Annotated in this window: 21 protein-coding genes; 8 read left to right on the forward strand and 13 right to left on the reverse strand. The window is 68.6% G+C overall.

Translation table 11 applies throughout. The annotated features are described in order from the left end of the window. The first annotated feature begins 8 nt into the window (after positions 1–8). Positions 9–494: a hypothetical protein gene (locus tag V5D55_RS02060; protein ID WP_435747156.1), complete on the forward strand. Its 486-nt coding sequence runs from the start codon at positions 9–11 to the stop codon at positions 492–494. Here the strand turns inward: V5D55_RS02060 and V5D55_RS02065 are convergent. Further along, on the reverse strand, positions 381–1,661 hold the full coding sequence (locus tag V5D55_RS02065) for a hypothetical protein (protein WP_435747158.1): 1,281 nt from the start codon (positions 1,659–1,661) through the stop codon (positions 381–383). The genes V5D55_RS02060 and V5D55_RS02065 overlap by 114 nt on opposite strands. Before the next feature lie 105 nt (positions 1,662–1,766). On the opposite strand from V5D55_RS02065, the gene V5D55_RS02070 reads away from it, so the two are divergent. The 4 genes from V5D55_RS02070 to V5D55_RS02085 all read left to right on the forward strand — a co-directional run bounded on the left by V5D55_RS02070 (position 1,767) and on the right by V5D55_RS02085 (position 4,491). Further along, positions 1,767–2,306, forward strand: coding sequence for a hypothetical protein (locus V5D55_RS02070; protein ID WP_435747160.1), 540 nt, complete (start codon positions 1,767–1,769; stop codon positions 2,304–2,306). Positions 2,307–2,424: 118 nt separating this feature from the next. Further along, on the forward strand, positions 2,425–3,474 hold the full coding sequence (locus V5D55_RS02075) for an iron-containing redox enzyme family protein (RefSeq protein ID WP_435747162.1): 1,050 nt from the start codon (positions 2,425–2,427) through the stop codon (positions 3,472–3,474). Further along, positions 3,471–3,698 (forward strand): CDGSH iron-sulfur domain-containing protein, encoded by a 228-nt coding sequence (locus V5D55_RS02080; protein WP_435747164.1) that lies wholly within the window; start codon positions 3,471–3,473, stop codon positions 3,696–3,698. Before V5D55_RS02075 ends, V5D55_RS02080 begins: the two co-directional genes overlap by 4 nt. Beyond that, complete coding sequence (locus V5D55_RS02085) at positions 3,688–4,491, forward strand: SDR family oxidoreductase (RefSeq protein WP_435749242.1); 804 nt, start codon at positions 3,688–3,690, stop codon at positions 4,489–4,491. The genes V5D55_RS02080 and V5D55_RS02085 overlap by 11 nt, the downstream gene beginning before the upstream one ends. 66 nt (positions 4,492–4,557) lie before the next feature. Here the strand turns inward: V5D55_RS02085 and V5D55_RS02090 are convergent, their stop codons facing one another. The 4 genes from V5D55_RS02090 to V5D55_RS02105 all read right to left on the reverse strand — a co-directional run bounded on the left by V5D55_RS02090 (position 4,558) and on the right by V5D55_RS02105 (position 9,594). Next, on the reverse strand, positions 4,558–6,054 hold the full coding sequence (locus tag V5D55_RS02090) for a DUF222 domain-containing protein (protein ID WP_435747166.1): 1,497 nt from the start codon (positions 6,052–6,054) through the stop codon (positions 4,558–4,560). Positions 6,055–6,270: 216 nt separating this feature from the next. After that, positions 6,271–7,548, reverse strand: coding sequence for an MFS transporter (locus tag V5D55_RS02095; RefSeq protein ID WP_435747168.1), 1,278 nt, complete (start codon positions 7,546–7,548; stop codon positions 6,271–6,273). A gap of 25 nt (positions 7,549–7,573) precedes the next feature. Then, complete coding sequence (locus V5D55_RS02100; RefSeq protein ID WP_435747170.1) at positions 7,574–8,575, reverse strand: alpha/beta hydrolase fold domain-containing protein; 1,002 nt, start codon at positions 8,573–8,575, stop codon at positions 7,574–7,576. Further along, on the reverse strand, positions 8,572–9,594 hold the full coding sequence (locus tag V5D55_RS02105; RefSeq protein ID WP_435747172.1) for an alpha/beta hydrolase: 1,023 nt from the start codon (positions 9,592–9,594) through the stop codon (positions 8,572–8,574). Before V5D55_RS02105 ends, V5D55_RS02100 begins: the two co-directional genes overlap by 4 nt. 87 nt (positions 9,595–9,681) lie before the next feature. Between V5D55_RS02105 and V5D55_RS02110 the strand changes: the two genes are divergently transcribed. Then, positions 9,682–10,671, forward strand: a complete 990-nt coding sequence (locus tag V5D55_RS02110) for a LacI family DNA-binding transcriptional regulator (protein WP_435747174.1) — start codon at positions 9,682–9,684, stop codon at positions 10,669–10,671. 39 nt (positions 10,672–10,710) lie between these two features. On the opposite strand, the gene V5D55_RS02115 is transcribed toward V5D55_RS02110, so the two are convergent. Next, a complete protein-coding gene (locus V5D55_RS02115) occupies positions 10,711–11,307 on the reverse strand; it encodes a TetR/AcrR family transcriptional regulator (protein ID WP_435747176.1) in 597 nt (198 codons plus the stop codon). 77 nt (positions 11,308–11,384) lie between these two features. Between V5D55_RS02115 and V5D55_RS02120 the strand changes: the two genes are divergently transcribed. Next, the gene (locus V5D55_RS02120; protein ID WP_435747178.1) at positions 11,385–12,257 is read left to right on the forward strand and encodes an alpha/beta fold hydrolase; all 873 of its coding nucleotides are present in this window, start codon (positions 11,385–11,387) and stop codon (positions 12,255–12,257) included. Positions 12,258–12,294: 37 nt separating this feature from the next. On the opposite strand, the gene V5D55_RS02125 is transcribed toward V5D55_RS02120, so the two are convergent. The 3 genes from V5D55_RS02125 to V5D55_RS02135 form a co-directional block, all read right to left on the reverse strand. Further along, complete coding sequence (locus V5D55_RS02125) at positions 12,295–12,783, reverse strand: pyridoxamine 5'-phosphate oxidase family protein (RefSeq protein WP_435747180.1); 489 nt, start codon at positions 12,781–12,783, stop codon at positions 12,295–12,297. Positions 12,784–12,895: 112 nt separating this feature from the next. Continuing rightward, positions 12,896–13,417 (reverse strand): hypothetical protein, encoded by a 522-nt coding sequence (locus tag V5D55_RS02130; protein ID WP_435747182.1) that lies wholly within the window; start codon positions 13,415–13,417, stop codon positions 12,896–12,898. 173 nt (positions 13,418–13,590) lie between these two features. Then, positions 13,591–14,226, reverse strand: a complete 636-nt coding sequence (locus V5D55_RS02135) for a DUF1684 domain-containing protein (protein WP_435747184.1) — start codon at positions 14,224–14,226, stop codon at positions 13,591–13,593. A gap of 50 nt (positions 14,227–14,276) precedes the next feature. Here V5D55_RS02135 and V5D55_RS02140 point away from each other — a divergent pair, with 50 nt between their 5' ends. Beyond that, positions 14,277–15,107 carry a zinc-ribbon domain-containing protein gene (locus V5D55_RS02140; RefSeq protein ID WP_435747186.1) on the forward strand — a complete coding sequence of 277 codons (831 nt, stop codon included), beginning with the start codon at positions 14,277–14,279 and terminating at the stop codon, positions 15,105–15,107. Positions 15,108–15,111: 4 nt separating this feature from the next. Here the strand turns inward: V5D55_RS02140 and V5D55_RS02145 are convergent, their stop codons facing one another. The 4 genes from V5D55_RS02145 to V5D55_RS02160 all read right to left on the reverse strand — a co-directional run bounded on the left by V5D55_RS02145 (position 15,112) and on the right by V5D55_RS02160 (position 18,132). Then, positions 15,112–15,606, reverse strand: a complete 495-nt coding sequence (locus V5D55_RS02145; protein WP_435747188.1) for a MarR family winged helix-turn-helix transcriptional regulator — start codon at positions 15,604–15,606, stop codon at positions 15,112–15,114. A gap of 80 nt (positions 15,607–15,686) precedes the next feature. Then, positions 15,687–16,640 carry an ABC transporter substrate-binding protein gene (locus V5D55_RS02150; RefSeq protein WP_435747190.1) on the reverse strand — a complete coding sequence of 318 codons (954 nt, stop codon included), beginning with the start codon at positions 16,638–16,640 and terminating at the stop codon, positions 15,687–15,689. Then, entirely contained in the window at positions 16,637–17,407 is a 771-nt protein-coding gene (locus tag V5D55_RS02155; RefSeq protein ID WP_435747192.1) for an ABC transporter permease, read from the reverse strand. Before V5D55_RS02155 ends, V5D55_RS02150 begins: the two co-directional genes overlap by 4 nt. Further along, positions 17,407–18,132 (reverse strand): ABC transporter permease, encoded by a 726-nt coding sequence (locus V5D55_RS02160; protein ID WP_435747194.1) that lies wholly within the window; start codon positions 18,130–18,132, stop codon positions 17,407–17,409. The genes V5D55_RS02155 and V5D55_RS02160 overlap by 1 nt, the downstream gene beginning before the upstream one ends. Positions 18,133–18,160 lie beyond the last annotated feature (28 nt).

Consider the following 18,160-nt stretch of genomic DNA (forward strand, 5'->3'; position numbering starts at 1 on the left):
GGGAAGCCATGACGTCCTGGTGGCGGAGGCAACGTCTCGCGCTGGTCTCGCTGCTCGTCGCCGCAGCGGCAGTCGTCGGCGTGCATGTCTGGCTCGACGTGCTGCCTGCGTCGGGCGGCCCCGCGGTGATCGCCGCCGAGGACGGCGCTGCCGACATCGCCGGGCAGACGCTCGATCTCGACGCCGCGCGGTGGGACGAGTTCGAGGCTCCCGAAGGATCCCGCACCCTCAGCATCCGACTCGACGCCGGCGGCGGAGCCGACGCGACGACCTGCGGGCAGCTGACGATCGCCGAGGCGCAGGGTGATCGCGTGTGGAGCAATGCGCGCAGGGTGCTCGACGTGCCGTTCGATGCGGGCGAGTCCTCCTGCCTGGAGGGCTCAGGCCCGTACGTCATCCTCGCCGTGTTCCTGCTGCCCGACGACGCCGACGGGCCGTTCCTGCTCGACGTCCCCGGCGACGGCGAGATCGCCCGGTTCGTCGTCGAGCCCTGACTTCTGGATCCCCATCTCCGCCGCCGGTCGCCCGATGACGGCGTCGAATGCGGTGGCGACGATCGCCACGCGCAGCGGCTCGGCGACCACCCCGACGGCGACGAGCAGCAGCGGGAGGAAGCTCGACCAGAAGCTCGTGTCCTGTCCGCCCACGATGCCGAGCAGCGCGCGCGAGCCGAACCGCTCGGCCGCCGCCCAGAGGGCGTAGGCGAGCGCCAGGCTCCCGAAGATCACGGGTCCGCCCCGCCAGATCAGCGAGACCGCCGCCCACAGCTCCTCGAAGCGGCGGGCCACGATCTTGAGGAGGCGCGACACCGTGCCGTTCGGCGTCTTCTCGAAGCGCTGGAGTACCGGCGGTGTCTCATCGAACGAGGTGCCGTAGGTGACGCCGGCGACGGTGAGCCAGGATGCCGGGACCAGGACGGCGGCGACGAGGATGCCGAAGAGCCATCCCACGCCCTGCCACAGCGCTGCCAGGGGAAGGATGTTCGCCGCGATCCAGTCGCCGATGCCCTCGAACCAGACGACCCCCGCCCGCCCGGCGAGCCATTCCTTCGTGTCGGCCCACCACTGCCCGACGAGCGTGAAGAGCATGAAGGTCCAGAGCACTTCCGTGTAGGCGGCGACGGCGAGCGTCCACGACGGCAGCCGATCGCCGAACCGGGCGAGGACGAGGCGCACTGCCAGCGCGATCACGAGCACGGAGACCGACAGCACGCCGACCGAGACGAGCCCGCCGCGGTCGCCGACCTGGTCGAGGTCGTATCCGGCATCCCACAGCGCGATGCTGCTCGCGATGCGGAAGAACTCGATGAGGTCGGTGTCGAGCATGCCCCACGCGGCCGCGAAGGCGAAGAACGGGAGGATCGCGGTCAGTGTGGCCTCGACGAAGCGCCGGCGGCCGGCGGCTCCCTCCCGTGCGCCCTGGTCGACGCCGCTGTGCGGCAGCGATGACTGCACGGTGAGGTACATCGCGACGTAGGAGACGAGGCGGGCCGCGACCGCGAGGGGCAGCAGGAGCAGACCGCCGAGCGTCGTGAGCCCTCCGACGAATCCGGCGAGCTGCACCAGGAGTTGGTGCACGGCTTCTCCGGCGAGGTACCAGGCCACGAGCGCCGGCCAGTGCCGCGCGAGGATGCGCCCGAAGGTGCGGAGGGCCTGGAGCATGCCCCCACCGTATCGGGCGCGGCGACGTTCCGTGATTTCACGGATGCTGGTGCGCAGGCGCTCTTCTACGCTGGGGCCTCGACGGCTCGGAAAGAGGAGTGCTCCATGGGTTTGAAGGACTGGATCAGCAGCAAGGTCGCGGCGAACATGCAGTTGCCCGACTACGCGGGCGACATCTCCGCGCAGCTGGCCGATGGCGAGGAGTTCCTCGGTTTCGTCCCGGTCACGTTCCCGGGCGCCAAGAGCACGAACGTCTCGTACCAGTCGCTCGGGGCCGCGGCGCTCTCGTTGGCGGCCAACGCGGTCACGAGTGCGGTCTCGAAGTCGCAGCACATCGGCGGAGAGGAGGGGTCGATCGCGCACGGCATCCCGCGCGATCTGGTGCTCGGCATGCTCGCGCTGACGTCGCACGAGGTGGGCGTCTGGTACTTCGGCGATGACAACACCGAACTCCCCGGCGAGCACGTCGTGTCCGTCCCCCGCGCCGACGTCGCATCGATCGCGCTCACCGGCAAGAAGGGCCAGGGCGGTCAGCCCGAGCTGCAGTTGCGCTTCTCGGACGGATCCTGGGTGAACGTGCACGCGATGCCCGGCGACTACTACGCCGACTTCTGGAACAGTCTTCCGGCGTTCGCAGCGCAGTAGCGGGTCGAGGGCTCTCCCCGAGTCGCCACACCGACAGAGGGCTCCGCGTCAAGTCCCTACAGCGACCGATTGATCCCGGTCATGATCGAGGCGATCCATCCGATGGGAGCCCCCGACCATGACCGCACCCGCCCTCGCCTCAGACACAGACCTCGCTTTCGCCTCTCGCGGGCCGCTCAGCGACGCGCTTCTCCGTGGCCTCACCGGACGAGGGGAAGGCGACGATGTGGACCACTCCGCTCTGGCCCACGACATCGTCGCCGCGAGCTCCGACATCCTGCGTGACGACGATGTGCAGCTCGCACTGTTCCTCCTCTATGCCTCGGCGTACGGTTCGCTTCCGTCGCTCGATCCGGATCTGGAGTGGGACCCGCACCTGATCAGCACGCGGCGCATCCTCGAGGCCGCATTCGAGCGGACGCTGCGGGAGATCGTCCCGATGCCGGAACTGCCGGAGCCCACAGCCGACGCGGTCGGTCGCGCACTGTTCGCCCTGGCCGCGGCCGACACCGGCCCCAGCCTCTCCCGGCACATCGCTAAGAGGGGAACGCGTGAGCAGGCTGAGGAGATGTTGATCCAGCGATCGGCCTACACGCTGCGGGAAGCCGATCCGCATTCCTGGGCGATTCCACGGTTGGTGGGCCGCGCGAAGGCGGCGCTGGTCGAGATCCAGTCCGATGAGTACGGCGGGGGTCGGCCGCACCGGGTGCATCAGGTGCTGTTCGCCAACGCGATGCGTGCGGCCGGCCTCGATGACACCTATGGCGCCTATGTCGATGATCTTCCCGCGGTCACGCTTGCGGCGTTCAACATGATGTCGATGTTCGGCCTCAATCGGCGGCTGGTGGGCGCGATCGTCGGGCACCTGGCGGCTTTCGAGATGACTTCGTCGATCCCGTGTCGCCTTTATGCCGACGGTCTGCGGCGGCTCGAGTTCGATGAGGACGTCGTCGAGTACTTCGCGGAGCATGTCGAGGCGGATGCCGTGCACGAGCAGATCGCCGCCCGCGATCTTGCCGGCAGCCTTGCGGAGGACCACCCCGAGCTGCTCGGTGACATCATGTTCGGGGCTGCCGCGTGCCTGACGGTGGACGGCTGGGTGGGCGGGCACATCCTCGACGCGTGGACGGCCGGAGAGTCTTCGCTGCGGCAGCGGGAGACGTCGTGAGCGCTGCCCCCGAGCCGACGACCATCACGCCGTACCCGGATGGGCCGCTGCTGGTACGCGGCGACATCGAGCTGCGGACTCCCGATGGCGAACCGATCACGCCCCACCGCCGCACCGTCGCGTTGTGCCGGTGCGGGCTCTCGGTGATCAAGCCGTTCTGCGACGGCACGCACAAGGCCGCGGGGTTCCGCACCGAGGAAGAGGGGATGAGCCATCGACAGTGACATCGAGGCGCGCCGTGCGATCGTGACCGGGGCCGATTTCGGGATCGGACGAGCCACCGCCGTCGCCCTCGCGGCCGCGGGCATCGACGTCGGGATCACCTTCCACAGTGATGAGCAGGGCGCGGAGGAGACGGCCGAGGAGGTGCGGAGCCACGGCGCACGGGCGCTCGTCGCCCGGCTCGACACCTCCGATGTGCCGGGGTGCGGCGGGGTGATCGACGGCCTGATCCACGAGCTCGGCGGTCTCGATGTGTTCGTGAACAACGCGGGAACCGGCACGTCCACGCCCTTCCTCGACAGCTCGCTCGAGGAGTGGAACAGGGTGGTGGACACCGATCTGACCGGAGCGTTCGTCTGCCTGCAGCACGCGGCGCGGGCGATGGTCGCCGCGGGTCGGGGCGGTCGGCTGATCGCGGTGACGAGTGTGCATGAGCATCAGCCCATGGTGGGCATGAGTGCGTACGACGCGGCGAAGCACGGGCTCGGGGGTCTCATGAAGAACCTCGCCCTCGAGCTGGGCTCGGCCGGCATCAGCGCCGTGGGTGTCGCCCCCGGCGAGATCGCGACGCCGATGACGGGTCAGACCGACCAGGATCCTCGGAGCGAGGACCGTCCCGGCATCCCGCTCGGTCGGCCGGGCGACGCCCGTGAGGTCGCCGCGCTGATCGCTTTCCTCGCGTCGCCCGAAGCGGCCTACATCTCAGGAGTTTCCATCGCGATCGACGGTGGGATGCTGCAGATGGGCCCGCAGGCGGGAGCGGCGATCACCTCGCACGACTGGCGCACGGTGTGACGGCTGGCGGCTGAGCTGCGTCCGGTCGTCCTTCTCTCCACGGGCATGCCGATGGAGAGAAGGTGTCTACGCGCGGGCGAGGTCGGGTACGCGTGGTCTCGATCTCCGCCAGGTGCCGTGGGGGTCCCACCACTCCGGTCCCCGGATCTCTGGGATCCCGTCGTTCATGCGGATCTCCCACCCCGACCAGTCGAGGGACCTGTGGTGCCACCAGCACAACGGGACCCCGTTGTCCGTATGTGTGGGCCCGCCCCTGGCGTGTTCGGTGACGTGGTGGATCTCGCACCAGGATGCGGGAACATGACAGCCGGGGACGAGACATTCCCGGTCTCTGGCGATGATCGCCCGCCGTTGATGCACCGTGAACACCCTGTCCGTGACAGTGATCCCCACGATCCTGCCTTCGTCGAACAACACCCGTTGGATCGCCCCGTTGCACGCGGTGTGCGCGGCGACGTGGAGGGGGACGGGGGCTTGGGATCCGGCCATCGTGGCCCACCCTCTGCCCGTGGCGAGGTCTTTCGCGTCCAAATGGACGACGAGGGTGGGGGCGGCACCACCGAGACTCGGCATATCCGCGTGGCGGGCCGCGACCCCGAGCGCTGCGGCGAACGCGTCATGCCGCTTCTGCGCGGCGGTGCGCCGGTCGATGGGCTCATCCTCGAAACCATCTTCGTGACCGGGGTGCGCTGAGTCGGCGGAGTCTTCGAAGTGCACGCCCGGGTGCGGGGGTCCGTCCGTCTTCGGGTTGTTCTGCGCATCGATCACGGACTGGAACTGCGCCGCAACATCCGGAAGCACATTCCCGCGGATCGCGTGCAACCCGTCACGGAGGCGACCGATGGTCAGGAACCGGTGATTCTGCGCACCACGATCCGACGGTTCCGGACCATCAGGGTCGAGCGTCATCGCGACCGACTGCGCAAACTGGCGCAGATCCTCCGGCGTCACCGGCGGACCCGGCACATCACCCGGACTCCCGTCGGCATCCACGTCCTCGTCAGCATCCGCGTTCGGGTGGCGATCCGCATCCGGGTCAGCGTGCGGGTCGGCATCCAAATCGTCGTCGTCCGCTGTCCGGTACCCGCGGGCATGATCCGCCAGCAGGGCGTCCGCGGCGCGCATCGCCGCCCGGCCGACCTTATGCGCGGCCTTGTCGATCGGACCGATCGCCGCAAGCAACCCCGCAACCCCGATGACACCATCCATCAACGCTTCCCGCAGCGCCGGGTACCGTGCCTCGAGCCGTTCTCCGGACGAGGGGCTGATCTGCCGGCGCACCGCATCCGCGGCCTTCCCGACCCGGGTGGCTCCCGCGACGTCCGTGCGCAGCACCCGCTGCAAGAGTTCGTTCAGCCCCCGGCATCCGAACGAGTGCGCGAAGTCCACATCCGCCGACGCGACCGACTCCACCACCACCGCCTCGATACGGCGGAACGCCTCACCGGCGACGCGGAGGACATCCATCCGGTCCCCATCCGCCAACCCCGCCAGCACGTCACCGGACAACACCGCATCGAGGTCGGCGACGACCCGATCCAGGAGCTCCGTGGTGCTGTTCATACCCACAATTCAACCGAGGGCCACCGACATTCCGACCCCGAAAACAACCAGATCAACGCTCTATTTCCGATATGCCGGCATACGCTCCGGTCCCGGCAGAAGGTGACGTGTTTCGTCTCGCTCCGCTCGCTCAACAACCAGAAGTACTAGGACTTTTCGTCTCACTTCGCTCGCTCAACAACCCGAAGTGCCGGGCGCCCCACCCCGCCCGCCCGCTCATCTCACGCTCTTGATCGGCAGTACCGACAGCCCACCCAGCACGCCGAACACGATCGCGGCGATGAACAGGGCGGAGTAGTTCTCGCCTGTCCCACCGATCGCGAGCAGCGGGATGGCGATCACGGGAACGAGCACCTGCGGCACCTGGAACGACAGCGAGACGATCCCGAGGTCCTTGCCTGCCTCGTCGAATGTCGGCAGCACCTCGGTCATCATCGCGATGTCGACCGAGACGAACGCGCCCTGCGCGCCACCCACGAGCGCCATGGCGATCAGGAAGGTCGTCAGATCCGGCGAGAGCGCCGCGATGATGAGTCCCCCGGCGGAGAGCAGAGCCGAGACCCACACGATCACCTTTCGGCGGCCGGTGCGGTCCGAGATCCACCCGAACAGGATGGTGGTGAGGATGCTGGTGAGCGTGAACGCGATGAGGACCGTGGCGAAGACGCCGGACGCCTCCTCCTTCGGCACACCGAGGCGATCGATGATGAAGAACAGCAGGTAGGTCGACACGGTGAGGATCGACATCGTCACGAACAGGCGGCACGCCCAGGCCCAGAAGAAGTCGCGGTAGCGCACCGGGTTGAGCCAGTACGTCGACAGCACATCGGACCAGCGCCACGGTGCGGGCTTGTCGGTGCGCACGATGTCGTGCAGGCGGAAGAAGAGCAGCACGCTGAAGACCGTCCCGATGAGGCCCGGCACGAGGAACCACGTCCACTGCTGCTCGTTCGGCAGCGCTGCGATCAGCAGCGACCCGAAGATGAGGGCGATCGCGTTCGCCGCGCTGGCGGCCGCCGACACCCGGGCGCGGATGCTCATCCGGATCTGGTCGGCGAGCAGCGCGTGCACGGCGGCGTTCGTGGCACCGAACCCGGTCTGCACGATCGCCCACCCAGCGATGACCTGCCAGAGCTCGGTCGAGAACGCGAGCAGGAACACTCCCACCAGGCCGGCGAGCGCTCCACCGAGGATCCATGGTCGACGCTTGCCGAGGCGCGACATCGTGCGGTCGCTGAGACGGCCGAACAGCGGCGTGATGACGATGACCACGAATCCGCCGACCGCGGCGACGATCGACAGGTTCACGCCCTTGGTCGAATCGTCGAGGAAGGCGAACACCTTCGGGATCGACGCGCCCATCAGCGTGCTGAGCACCAGGCTCAGCCCGAACCATGCGGCGACGAAGGTGAACAGGAATCCGCGCGGCTGCTTCGAGCCGGGGATGACGTCGGGCCCGAGGGCTCCGATCGGGTCGAGCGTGGTCTGGGACATCATCGTCTCCTGGATCGGTGGTGCGTCAGCCGGCGAGCCGGGCGGGGTGGGCGTGGGGGACGGAATAGGCGGATGCGAGGTGGCGCGCGTGCAGTTCCTGCCATTCGCGCGCTCCCTCGAAGGCGGCGGTGAGGCCGGGGGTGCCGTGCAGGTGACCGGCGCCGATGAAAAGCTCGACGGGCACGTCGGCGGCCCGCAGGCGTTCCGCATACAGCACGCCCGAGTCACGGAGGGGGTCGTGCTCGCCGGCCATGATCAGCGTCGGCGGCAGGTCGAGCAGGTCCTCGACGTCGAGCGGCGAGATGCGCGCATCGGCGGCCCCCTCCGGCCCGGCGTACATCGCGACGATGGCCTCGAGCTGGTCGAGCCCGAACCCGATCGCGTAGTCCTCCGCCGACCGACCGACCCGGTGCATCGCCAGCGGCGGAACCTCCAGGTCGACGTGCACGATGCGGGGCCCGCCGAGGTCCCGCAGCCGTAGAGCCGTGCTGGCCGCGATCGCCGCGCCGGCGGAGTTGCCGCCGATACCGAGACGCTCCGGATCGACGCCGAACCTGCCCGCTTCCCCCACCAGGGCCTCGAGAGCGGCGACGGCGTCGAGGACGGGAGCAGGGTACGGATGCTCGGGCGCGAGGCGATACTCGAGCGAGAGCAGCTGCACTCCACTCTCGAGTGCGCGCCGCGCGCAGAGCCGGTCGTTGAGGATCTCGTCGATCGTGCCGGCGTAGAACCCTCCGCCGTGCAGCCAGAGCTGCGTCGGCATCCGCCCTGCGCCGGCATCCGGTCGATAGCGTCGCATCCGCAGCACACCGGCCGGTCCTTCGATCTCGAAGTCGTCGACCGTGACGCCGTCGGGCACCGGCAGCGTGAAGTCGACGGCGAGCAGGTCGGAGAGCCGCCGTGCCGCCTCGCGCCGCACCGACGGATCGGTGCTCGCGATGCCCGGGATCCCGGGCGAGAGCTCTTCGAGCCGGGCGATCCAGCGCCGGATGCCGGGATCGAGAGCGATATCGGAGATCGCGGTCATGACGCGGCCTTTCCTGCGTAGTCGACGGGTTCATCGTGAAGGGTGCGCAGCGTCGCGACGATGTCGCGATGCAGATGATCGGAGGCGGGCACGTGCCCGCGGTAGCTGCCGGATCCGTGGTTCTGACCGATCAGCCGCAGACAGGTGACCGGCACGTCCGCCTCGCTCAGGGCTCGGGCGTAGGCCTCGCCGTCGCCGCGGAGCGCGTCGAGCTCGGCGGTATAGATCACGGCGGGCGGCATCCCCGCGAGCGACGCGGCGAGAAGGGGCGACGCATAGGGTTCGAGCCGTGTCGCCTTCCGCCGACCGAGGTACTGGTCGACGATCATGCCCGCCATCCGCCGGAAGAACGGCTTCGGCACGATGGCGGCCTGGTCTTCGAGGTCGAGATGCTTCATGGTCATGTCGAGCAGCGGCATCTCGAGCAGCAGCAGCCGGACCGGCCGGCCGCCGCGGTCGCGATTCATCAGCGCCGTCGCGGCAGCCAGGTTGCCCCCGGCGGAGGCTCCCCCGAGTGCGAGCTTCTCCGGGTCGCCGCCCAGCGCTGCGGCGTGCGTCGCCGCCCATTCGAACACCGACCAGCACTGTTCCGGCTGGGCGGGGTACTTCACCTCCGGCGCATGCGAGTACTCCCCCGCGATCACGATGACGCCCGCGTCGCGAGCCCGCTCACGGAAGGCGGCATCCCACCAGACCCAGTCGATGCCGGCGATCTCGAAGCCGCCGCCGAAGAAATAGACGAACACCGGCAGTCCGCCCGCCGTGACCGGCTCTGCCCGCTCGGGCGTCGGCCAGTAGATACGCAGCCGCGCATCCGGGTGGCCGTCCACGGGAACGGTGTGCTCCTCGGTGGCGACGTCGACGGGGGCGATCTCGAGCTCGCCCGTCATGACGACGTCGAAGGCCTCGGCGTCGCTGCGGCGCTGCTGGGCGGTCTTGCCTCGAGGCTTCTGCAGCGGGGCGAGTCGCGCCTCGACGGCGACGACGAACGAGTCCAGCCGGGCCTTCTTGTATCTCATGTCTGACGACCTCCTTTGGTGTCGGGACCATTGTCGAACCATCGAAGCACTTCGATGAAGTACTTTTCTCAGAGGAGGTGAGAGCGGATGCCGGACGCAGGCAAAGTCACGATCTACACGGTCGCCGAGCGCGCGGGCGTGAGCATCTCCACGGTGTCCCTCGTCATCAACGCGCCGCATCGGGTCAGCGAGCAGACCAGGGCGAAGGTCATCGCCGCCGCAGGCGCTCTCGGCTATCGCGCGGGGCCCGCCGTCGGCCGCTCAGCCGGCGGCACCAGGATCGCGGTCGCCGCCCCCTTCAGCACCTACTCGACATACTTCCGCCGTTTCGCGGGGATGCTGGTCCGGGCGCGTGAGACGGCGATCGAGTTGACGGCGCACGACCTCGAATCCGCCGCCAGTGTGGACGCTCCGCTGCTCGACGCGCTGCCGGTGCGCCGCGGGATCGAGGGCCTGATCGTGATGGGCGTCCCGCTCGGCAGCGCCGCGATGCGTGCGAGCCGCGAGTCCGCGCTCCCACTCGTGCTGATCGACGTGCGGCGCGCCCGCCCCGTCGGCGACGATGCGCCGGTCGTGCTGCTCGACGACGAAGCCGGAGGCCGGCTGGCCGGCGCCCACCTGTACGAGCGCGGACACCGCCGCGTGATCTATCTGGGCGAACCGCAGCTCTCGGAGGACTACATCTCCGCCGGGATGCTGCGCATGAAGGGCCTCGCCGAGCACGTGAAGATCGTGCCGGTGAGGTCACCTCTCGACGCCGATCCGACCCCGGCAGTGCTCCGGGCGCTCTCCGGGCCGGATGCTCCGACGGCCGTCATGGCGAACCACGACGAGCTCGCCTCACGGGCCTGGCGAGGCCTGGCGCAGAGCGGACTCTCCGTGCCCGACGACGTCGCGATCATGGGCTTCGACGACGGCCCACTGGCGGAGGGTCTCGGACTCACGACCGTGCGTCAGCCGTTCGAGGAGTCCGGTCGCGTCGCGCTCGACCTGCTGCTCGGGATCGCTGCCGGCAACGCGGGGCCGGTCCGCCGCGTCGAGTTGACGCCGTCGCTGGTCGTGCGGTCGAGCACCTAGCCGAGCCGATAACCCCAGGGTGATCCAGTGGGCCCGAACTCAGACGGCCATCGTCATCGAGACGAGACGTTCCACGAGGCCGCGTGCGCCCTGCGGGCTGATGTGCGCCGCAAGGACGGCCTGCACCATGCCGGCGACACTCATCGAGAGCATCCGGGCATCATCGATCGCATCCGCGTCTTCTTCGACGTCGCCTCGGGATCGGGCGAGCTCCTGCTTCAGCAGAGTCTCGAGCGCACTCATCGGTGCGGTGGTCTGCTCGGCGGAGATCGCCTGCGTCGAGACGGAGGCCGCATGAAAAGCGAGAAGCACGACCGCATCCTGTTGCTTCACCGCATCGTCGGGGATCAGGCTCTGCAGTATTCGGATCACTCTGCTGGAGCCGTCGGCATCCGTCGAGAGGCCACCCAACTCCTCATCGAAGCGCTCGCTCGCATCCATGATCACGGCGCGGAGAGTGTGATTCAGCAGTTCGCGTTTGTCTCCGAAGTAGTACTGGATCAGTCGGATCGAGACTCCCGCCTCCTGCGCCACGTTCCGGAACGTCGCCGCATCCAATCCGCGATCGGAGATGATCCGCCGCGTCGCATCGGTCAGTTGACGCCGTCGCTGCGCATGGTCGGCAAGCCGGGGCATACGTTGCTCCTTCCGTCGATCCGCCCGATAACGGGTGTGTTCCTTCATGATACGGTCATACCAACAAGGGGGCCGTCGTGGCACGCAGATCCGTGGGAACGTTTCGATCCGACCGCGCTCGGGAAGAGTTCCTCGACGCGTACGAGAAGGTCTCGAGCCACTGGCCCGTTCCCCATGAGGAACGCGATGTGGAGACGTCGTTCGGACCCACGCACGTTCGCATCTCGGGCTCAGGCGACGGCACGCCGCTCGTTCTCCTGCATCCGTTGGCCGGCACCAGCCTCAGCTGGGCGCCGCTGGTCGCCGAGCTCGGCGCTGACCGGACCGTCTTCGCGATCGACACGATCGGGACGGCGGGACGGAGCGTGCAGACGAGATCGGTGACGGACGGCGTCGACTTCGCCGCGTGGCTCGACGAGGTCATCCGCGCCGTCACGACCTCGCGCGTGCATCTCGTCGGATACTCCAACGGCGCCTGGCATGCGGCCATGGCGGCGTTGCACCACGGCGATACCCTCGCGTCGGTCACACTGCTCGAGATGGGCGGGGGCCTGGTGCGCGTGCCCCTGCGAACGCTGCTCGCATTCCTCCGGGCTGGGGCCCGCCCCACAGCAGCGAACCTCGCCGCGCTCGATGCGCTGATCGCCCCGGGCGTCGAGAGTCACGCCGACGAGCAGAACCTCGCGCGCGCCGCACTGTCGTTCCGCAGCACGCTCCCCTGGGGCACCACACTCAGCGACGCCGAGCCGCGGTCGATCACCGCGCCGACGCTCGTGCTGTTCGGAGACGAGACGACCATCGGCGACCCCCGGAAGGCCGTCGCCCGCGCTCGTGCACACATCGCAGACGTGGACGCGGAGATCGTACCCGGCGCCGGACACGGGCTGCCATTCCAACGGCCGACCGAAGTCACCCGACGAATCCTGAAGTTCGTCTCCGCACACGAGTGACGGTCACGCGCGCGCCTCGGGAACAGTCCGATGCCGCTCAGCGGTCGGGCAGCTCCACCGTCTCGTTCTCGGCGTCGTACTGCTCGCCGGTGACCTTCGATTTCACGAAGCTGAAGATCGAGGCGAGCTTCCCTCCGGGGCTGTCCCAGTACTCGGCCGACTGGGCATCGAACTTGAGGAGACCGACGTCGGGGTCTTCGGGCCCCTCGGGGAACCAGGCATCGACGGTCGGGCTCCACAGTTCCTTGATCTTGGCGCGGTCCTCGACCAGTTCCGCTGTGCCGGCGAGCGAGACCCAGGAGTCGTTCGAGCTGAGCGAGACGCCGACGCGTTCGTCTGCCCGGATGTCGATGACCAGCGTCGCGCTCTTCGAGACGAGGAACCAGAGGTCACCGTCGAACTCCGCCTCCTGCACGGTGAGCGGGTGCGCGACGAGCCTCCCCTCGGCGTTGCGGGTGGTGAACATCGCGAAGCGGAAGTCCTTGATGAGTTCGGCGACCCGCTGAACGGGCGTGGTGTCGGTCATGAGTGTCATCCCTTCGGCGCCGCGATGGGAGCGGCATCCAGGACATCATCGATCGCGCGCCGCGGGGCGGCGAGGGGGTTGCGATCCGAAAGCAGGAGCGTTAGCAGCGCCGCTAGCGACGGCCGCGCATCCACCCCGGCGCGAGTTCCGCGTCCAGCATCCCGCGCACCAGGAGGATGAACGTGCTCGTTCCCCCGCCTGCGATTGCCTCGTCCACGTGCTGCCGGGCGTCGTCCGGCCGCCCCAGCATCCAGGACAACCAGGCGGATGCCGCATGCGCGGCCGCCGCTTCTCTCGCACCGGGCGCACGGGAGGCTGACCGCTCGCACACGATGAGCGCCCTCTCCATCCGGGCGAGATCCGGCGGCGGCATCGCGCCGAGAAGCATCGCTCCCGCGGCGGGCGCGCGGCTCTCATCGAGATCGTGGTCGCCCTGTGCCGTGAGGGTCGCCGCACCGGTCTCGTGATCCGTCGCCCATTGCACCAGTGCGAGATCGCGCAGCGCGGGAGAAGTCAGCAGCGCGGCGAGAGTCGCGAGCTGGTCCGGACCCGGAGGGGATCGACGCTCGTCGACCAGCTCCTCGAAGAACGCCGAGACATTCTCGGCGTCGCTCTCGGGATAGTCGTCCGTCACGCAATCTCCTCCTGCACGCGTTCTCCTCTCATCATCGAAACACAGCGTCCCCGGCCATCGAGACGCTCCTCCAGCCCCCTGAGACTGACAGTTCTCGCGATGAGTTCACGATCGGATAACGTGCGTGTCTCGCATGCGGCTGCCGCAAAGGGATCTGGCAACAATACGGGAGGTCAGACCGACCCGCCGCCGTACGACTCCCCCACCGGCACCGCTACGGACAGCACGTTTCCGGGCTGGGCGAGCGGGCACGCCCACGCCGGGTCGTAGGCGCACGAGGGGTTGTAGGCGAAGTTGAAATCGAGCACGATCGTGCCGTTCTCGGCATCCGACCCCAGATCGGCACCCTTGATCGTGTCGATCAGATAGCGCCCGCCCCCGTATGTGCCACCGGCTCGCCCGGCGAGCGGGTCGCGCACGGGGATGAAGAGTCCGCCGCCGTAGGTCGTCAGGCGCCAGACATCGAGCGATCCGACATCCGGGACCTCCACCTTGCCGACGCGCTCGAACGGGACGACGCCGTCGGTGCCCGTGGCGAACTCGAAGCCGCCGGGTTCAGCCGGCAGGATCGGCAGCTCGAAGCGCCACTGCGGGTCGTATGAGGCGATCGGAAGGCCCTCGAACATCACCCGGTCCTCGGGCAGCAACGGCGTCGCAGGATGGTGGAGCAGCAGCTCGTCCCGCTCGATGCGCCAGAGCTCGTGCCCGTCCTCAGGCGAGTCGGCCCGGCGCACCGCGTCGTACAGGGCGAAGACGCGACGGCGCCAGTCGACGACCTCCGCGGCGGTGCGTGCGTTGGTGGTCGTCATGATTCCAGGCTACGGGCGACAATGTCCGGGCAGGTCGCTATCTTCACCGTGTGGCGGAACCGGTGCAGCAGTGGTGGGCGAGGAGGCAGTTCTCGCGCGGCGTCGCCGTGCCCTACGAGGTGGGGGCATTCCGCGCGGGGTGGGCCGCCTACCCCGAGCTGATCCGCCAGTATCACCCGGAGCTGAACCACGGGATAACACTCTCGCAGGTGCCGTTGGCGGCCGATGTGCTGCTGTGCTGGGAGTGCTCCGTCGGTCATCGTTTCGCGGCGACGCCGACCGAGCAGCGGGAGAGGCCGGGTCGTGTCCGACGGCGTTCCGCGTGGTGTCCGGAGTGTTCGACGCTCGCTCGACCCCGGCCGGTCGTGCTCGGCGAAGCGCGGTCGATCCCCGCCCGGCCACGGAAGCCCGCGCCGGCGCTGTGCACGAAGACTCCCGACCTGCCGAAGGGCACGGCGTTCCTCAGCGAGTGCGCACCGAAGCCCGCCTCGGCCGCCGAGGCGAAGCTGCGCACGGCGCTGAGCGAGCGGATGGACTTCACCCCCGGCCTCAACGCGGTCACCGTGGCGCGACCGTTCTTCCGACACACCGAGGTGTGGCCCGACATCCTGCTCCCGGAAATGCGGGTCGCGATCGAGTACGACACCGTCGGGCGGCACGGCCTCGAGCACGTCGGCACCCGCGAGGAGACCGACCGGCGGAAAGACCGCGCGCTGCGCGGGGCAGGGTGGGAGGTGGTGCGGGTGCGCATCGGGAAGCTCGAGCCGATCGGGCCGTACGACCTTCAGCTGGCCGCCGTCAGCGCGAAGGGCGTCGGTCGTCTCATCGACACCCTCCGCGAGATCCGCGGAGCGCTGCTGGTCGATGCCTACCTTCGTTAGGGCCTCAGTCGCCGAACGCGGCGAGCAGCTCGGCGAAGTGATCGAGGTCGTCCGCAGACCAGCGGCGCAGCCGCTCCCCGAGGCGCGCCTCGTAGTGCGAGCGGGCGATCGCCACCCGCTCCTGCGCCAGCTTGGTGGCGACGAGCACGCGCGCTCGGCGGTCGTCGGGATCGCGGACGCTCTCCACCAGTCCGAGCTCCTCGAGCTGACGCACGTGTCGACTGACGGCCGACTTGTCGGTCTGCAGGCGCTCGATGATCGCACCGGCCGACGTCGCTTTTCCTGTCGCGATCGAGGTGAGCACCTGGTAGCCGAGCGGCTGCAGATCCGGATGCACGGTCGTCGCAGCCTCCCGCCAGCTCACGCGGATCCGGGCGAAGAGCCGCCCCAGCTCATGCTCGACCCGGGAGATCGCCTGATCGAGGTCACCGGTTCCGGGGCCGTCGGGCGCGGCGGCGGGAGCTCCCGTACGGGCGGGTTCGTCAGTCGGGGCGCTCATGGTCGTCAGCTTACGGCGAAGCCCCGCCGTCGGTACGACGGCAGGGCTTCGATCACGTCACGAGCACGTCACCCGAGATGTCATTTCCCGAGGAGGCCCGCCTCCGTGAGCCAGTCTTCCGCTGCCGTCGCCGCCGACGCCTTCTCATCGCCCTCGACGCGGTCCCGGAGCTCGATCAGATCGTCTGTCGTGAGCTTCGCCGAGATGGCGTCGAGCACCTTCGCGAGCTTGTCGGAGTAGATGTCCTTGGAGAGCAGGGGGATGACGTTCTGCGCCGAGATCATGTTCTCCGGGTCTTCGAGGACGACGAGGTCTTCGGCGGTGAGGGCCGGCGATGTCGTGTAGATGTCCGCGACCTGCACGGTGCCGTCGACGAGCGCCTGCACGGTGTCGGGGCCGCCGAAGTCCTCGTACGGGACGAAGGTGACCTGGCCCGCTTCCACGCCCACGCCGTAGACGTCGCGCAGTCCCGGAATGCCGTAGCCGAGTTCGCCGAACTGCGGGTTCGACGCCAGCGAGAAGGGCTCCAGTGCCTTCAGATCGCCGATGCTCTTCAGGTCGTTGTCCTCCGCGGTCTTCTTGGTGACGACGTAGGCATCCTTGTCCTCAGCGGCCGCCGAGTCGAGCACCTGCAGGTCGTCGGCGGCAACCGCATCCGGCAGCGCTGCGTCGACATCCTCCGTCGTCCGCTCCTCGTACTCCGTGTCGTAGTAGGCCAACAGGTTGCCGTTGTACTCCGGGATGAGGTTGATCGAGCCGTCCTGAAGGGCCGGGATCGTCTGCTGTCGCGGACCGATGTTGAACTTGGTGGAGACGTCGAAACCCTCGGCTTCGAGCGCCTGCGCGTAGATCTCGCCGAGGATCTCGCTCTCGGGGAACGCGAACGACCCCACGATGACGGCGTCACCCTTCGGCGAGTCCGAATCGCCGCTCGGAGACGTCGGGTCGGCGGTCGCGCATCCGGCGAGGGCGACGGTGGTGCTGACGGCGAGCAGGCACGCGGTCAACCAGGTCTTCGAGGCTCGAGAGGTCATGCGGGTGTCCTTTCATCGAGGATCGGAGCCGTGGCGGCATCCGAACCGTTTCGCTGCGGGCTGCGGGAGGACGAGGATGCTGGTCCCCGGGTTCGAGTGACGCGCTGGAGAAGCGCGAAGAGACCGTCGATGCTCAGCGCGAGGGCTGTCACCAGCAGAGCGCCTCCGAGGATCACGGTGTAGTCGTTGAGGCCGATGCCGGAGGAGATGATGCGCCCGAGGCCCCCGAGTCCGACGTACGAGGCGATGGTCACCGTCGCGATGACCTGGAGCGTCGCAGAGCGGATGCCGCCGATGATCACCGGAAGGCCGAGCGGGATCTCGACCTTGAACAGGATCTGCAGTTCCGTCATTCCGATCGATCGTGCCGCGTCGATCGCTTCGCGATTCACGCTCTCGAGCCCGGCGTAGGCCCCGGCGAGGAGCGACGGGATCGCCAGTAGGACGAAGGCGGTGATCGAGCCGACGAGGACGGCCGGAGTGGTGCTGAGACCGGATCGCAGCACCATGGTGAGGAAGAACAGCAGTCCGAGCGTCGGCAGTGCGCGCATGGCACCGGTGAAGCCGATCACGAACTGGCGACCGCGCCCGGTGTGCCCGATGAAGAAGCCCAGCGGCAGTGCGATGAGCATCGCGATGGCGAGGGAGACACCCGAGTAGACGAGGTGCTCGACGAGCCGGTCCCCGATGGGCAGAGGGCTCTGGGAGCCCGGCACCCAGTTGGCCGGATCGAAGATCCAGGCGATGGCGTTCAGGAGGAAGTCCATCAGACCCCCTGGCCCGGCGACGCCAGAATCCGACGGGCGCTGTCGTTGCCGGTATCGCGCCCTATGGGAGTGCCTCGCTGCTCGCGCACCCCGGCGGCCCGGCTCCAGGGCATCAGCAGCCGTCCGAGTGCCACCAGGATCAAGTCGAAGACGAGCGCGATGAGCAGACTCATGACGATCCCGACCACGACCTCCTCGAGGATGCCGCGCTGCTTGCCGTTCTGGAACAGGTAACCGAGGTTCTCGGACCCGATGATGACGCCCACCGAAACGAGCGCGATGGTCGAGACGGAGACGACGCGGAGGCCGGCGATCAGCACCGGACCTGCGAGCGGGAACTCGACGCGCCAGAACCCGCCGCCCCGCGAGAATCCGATCGCCTTCGCCGCGTCGATGATCGAGCGATCGACCGACCCGAATGCGTCGGTCGCGGAGCGCAGCATGATGGCGACCGCGTAGATCGTGAGCGCGACGACCAGGTTCGTGTCATCGAGGATGCGGGTGCCGAGGAGGACCGGAAGGATGACGAACAGCGGCAGGGACGGAATCGTGTAGAGCAGGCTGCCGGTGGTGATGACGAAGGTGCGCACGACGCGATTACGGCTGGACACCCAGCCGAGCGGCACCGCGATCACGAAGCCGAGGATGATGGGAAGGATCGCCAGGCGGACGTGATTGATCGTGAGATCGGCGATCAAGCCGAGGTTCGAGACGATCCAATTCACCGAAGCGCCGTTCTGTGCGGTCGTGACA

Source organism: Microbacterium sp. PMB16, from assembly GCF_051294855.1.
GTDB lineage: Bacteria > Actinomycetota > Actinomycetes > Actinomycetales > Microbacteriaceae > Microbacterium.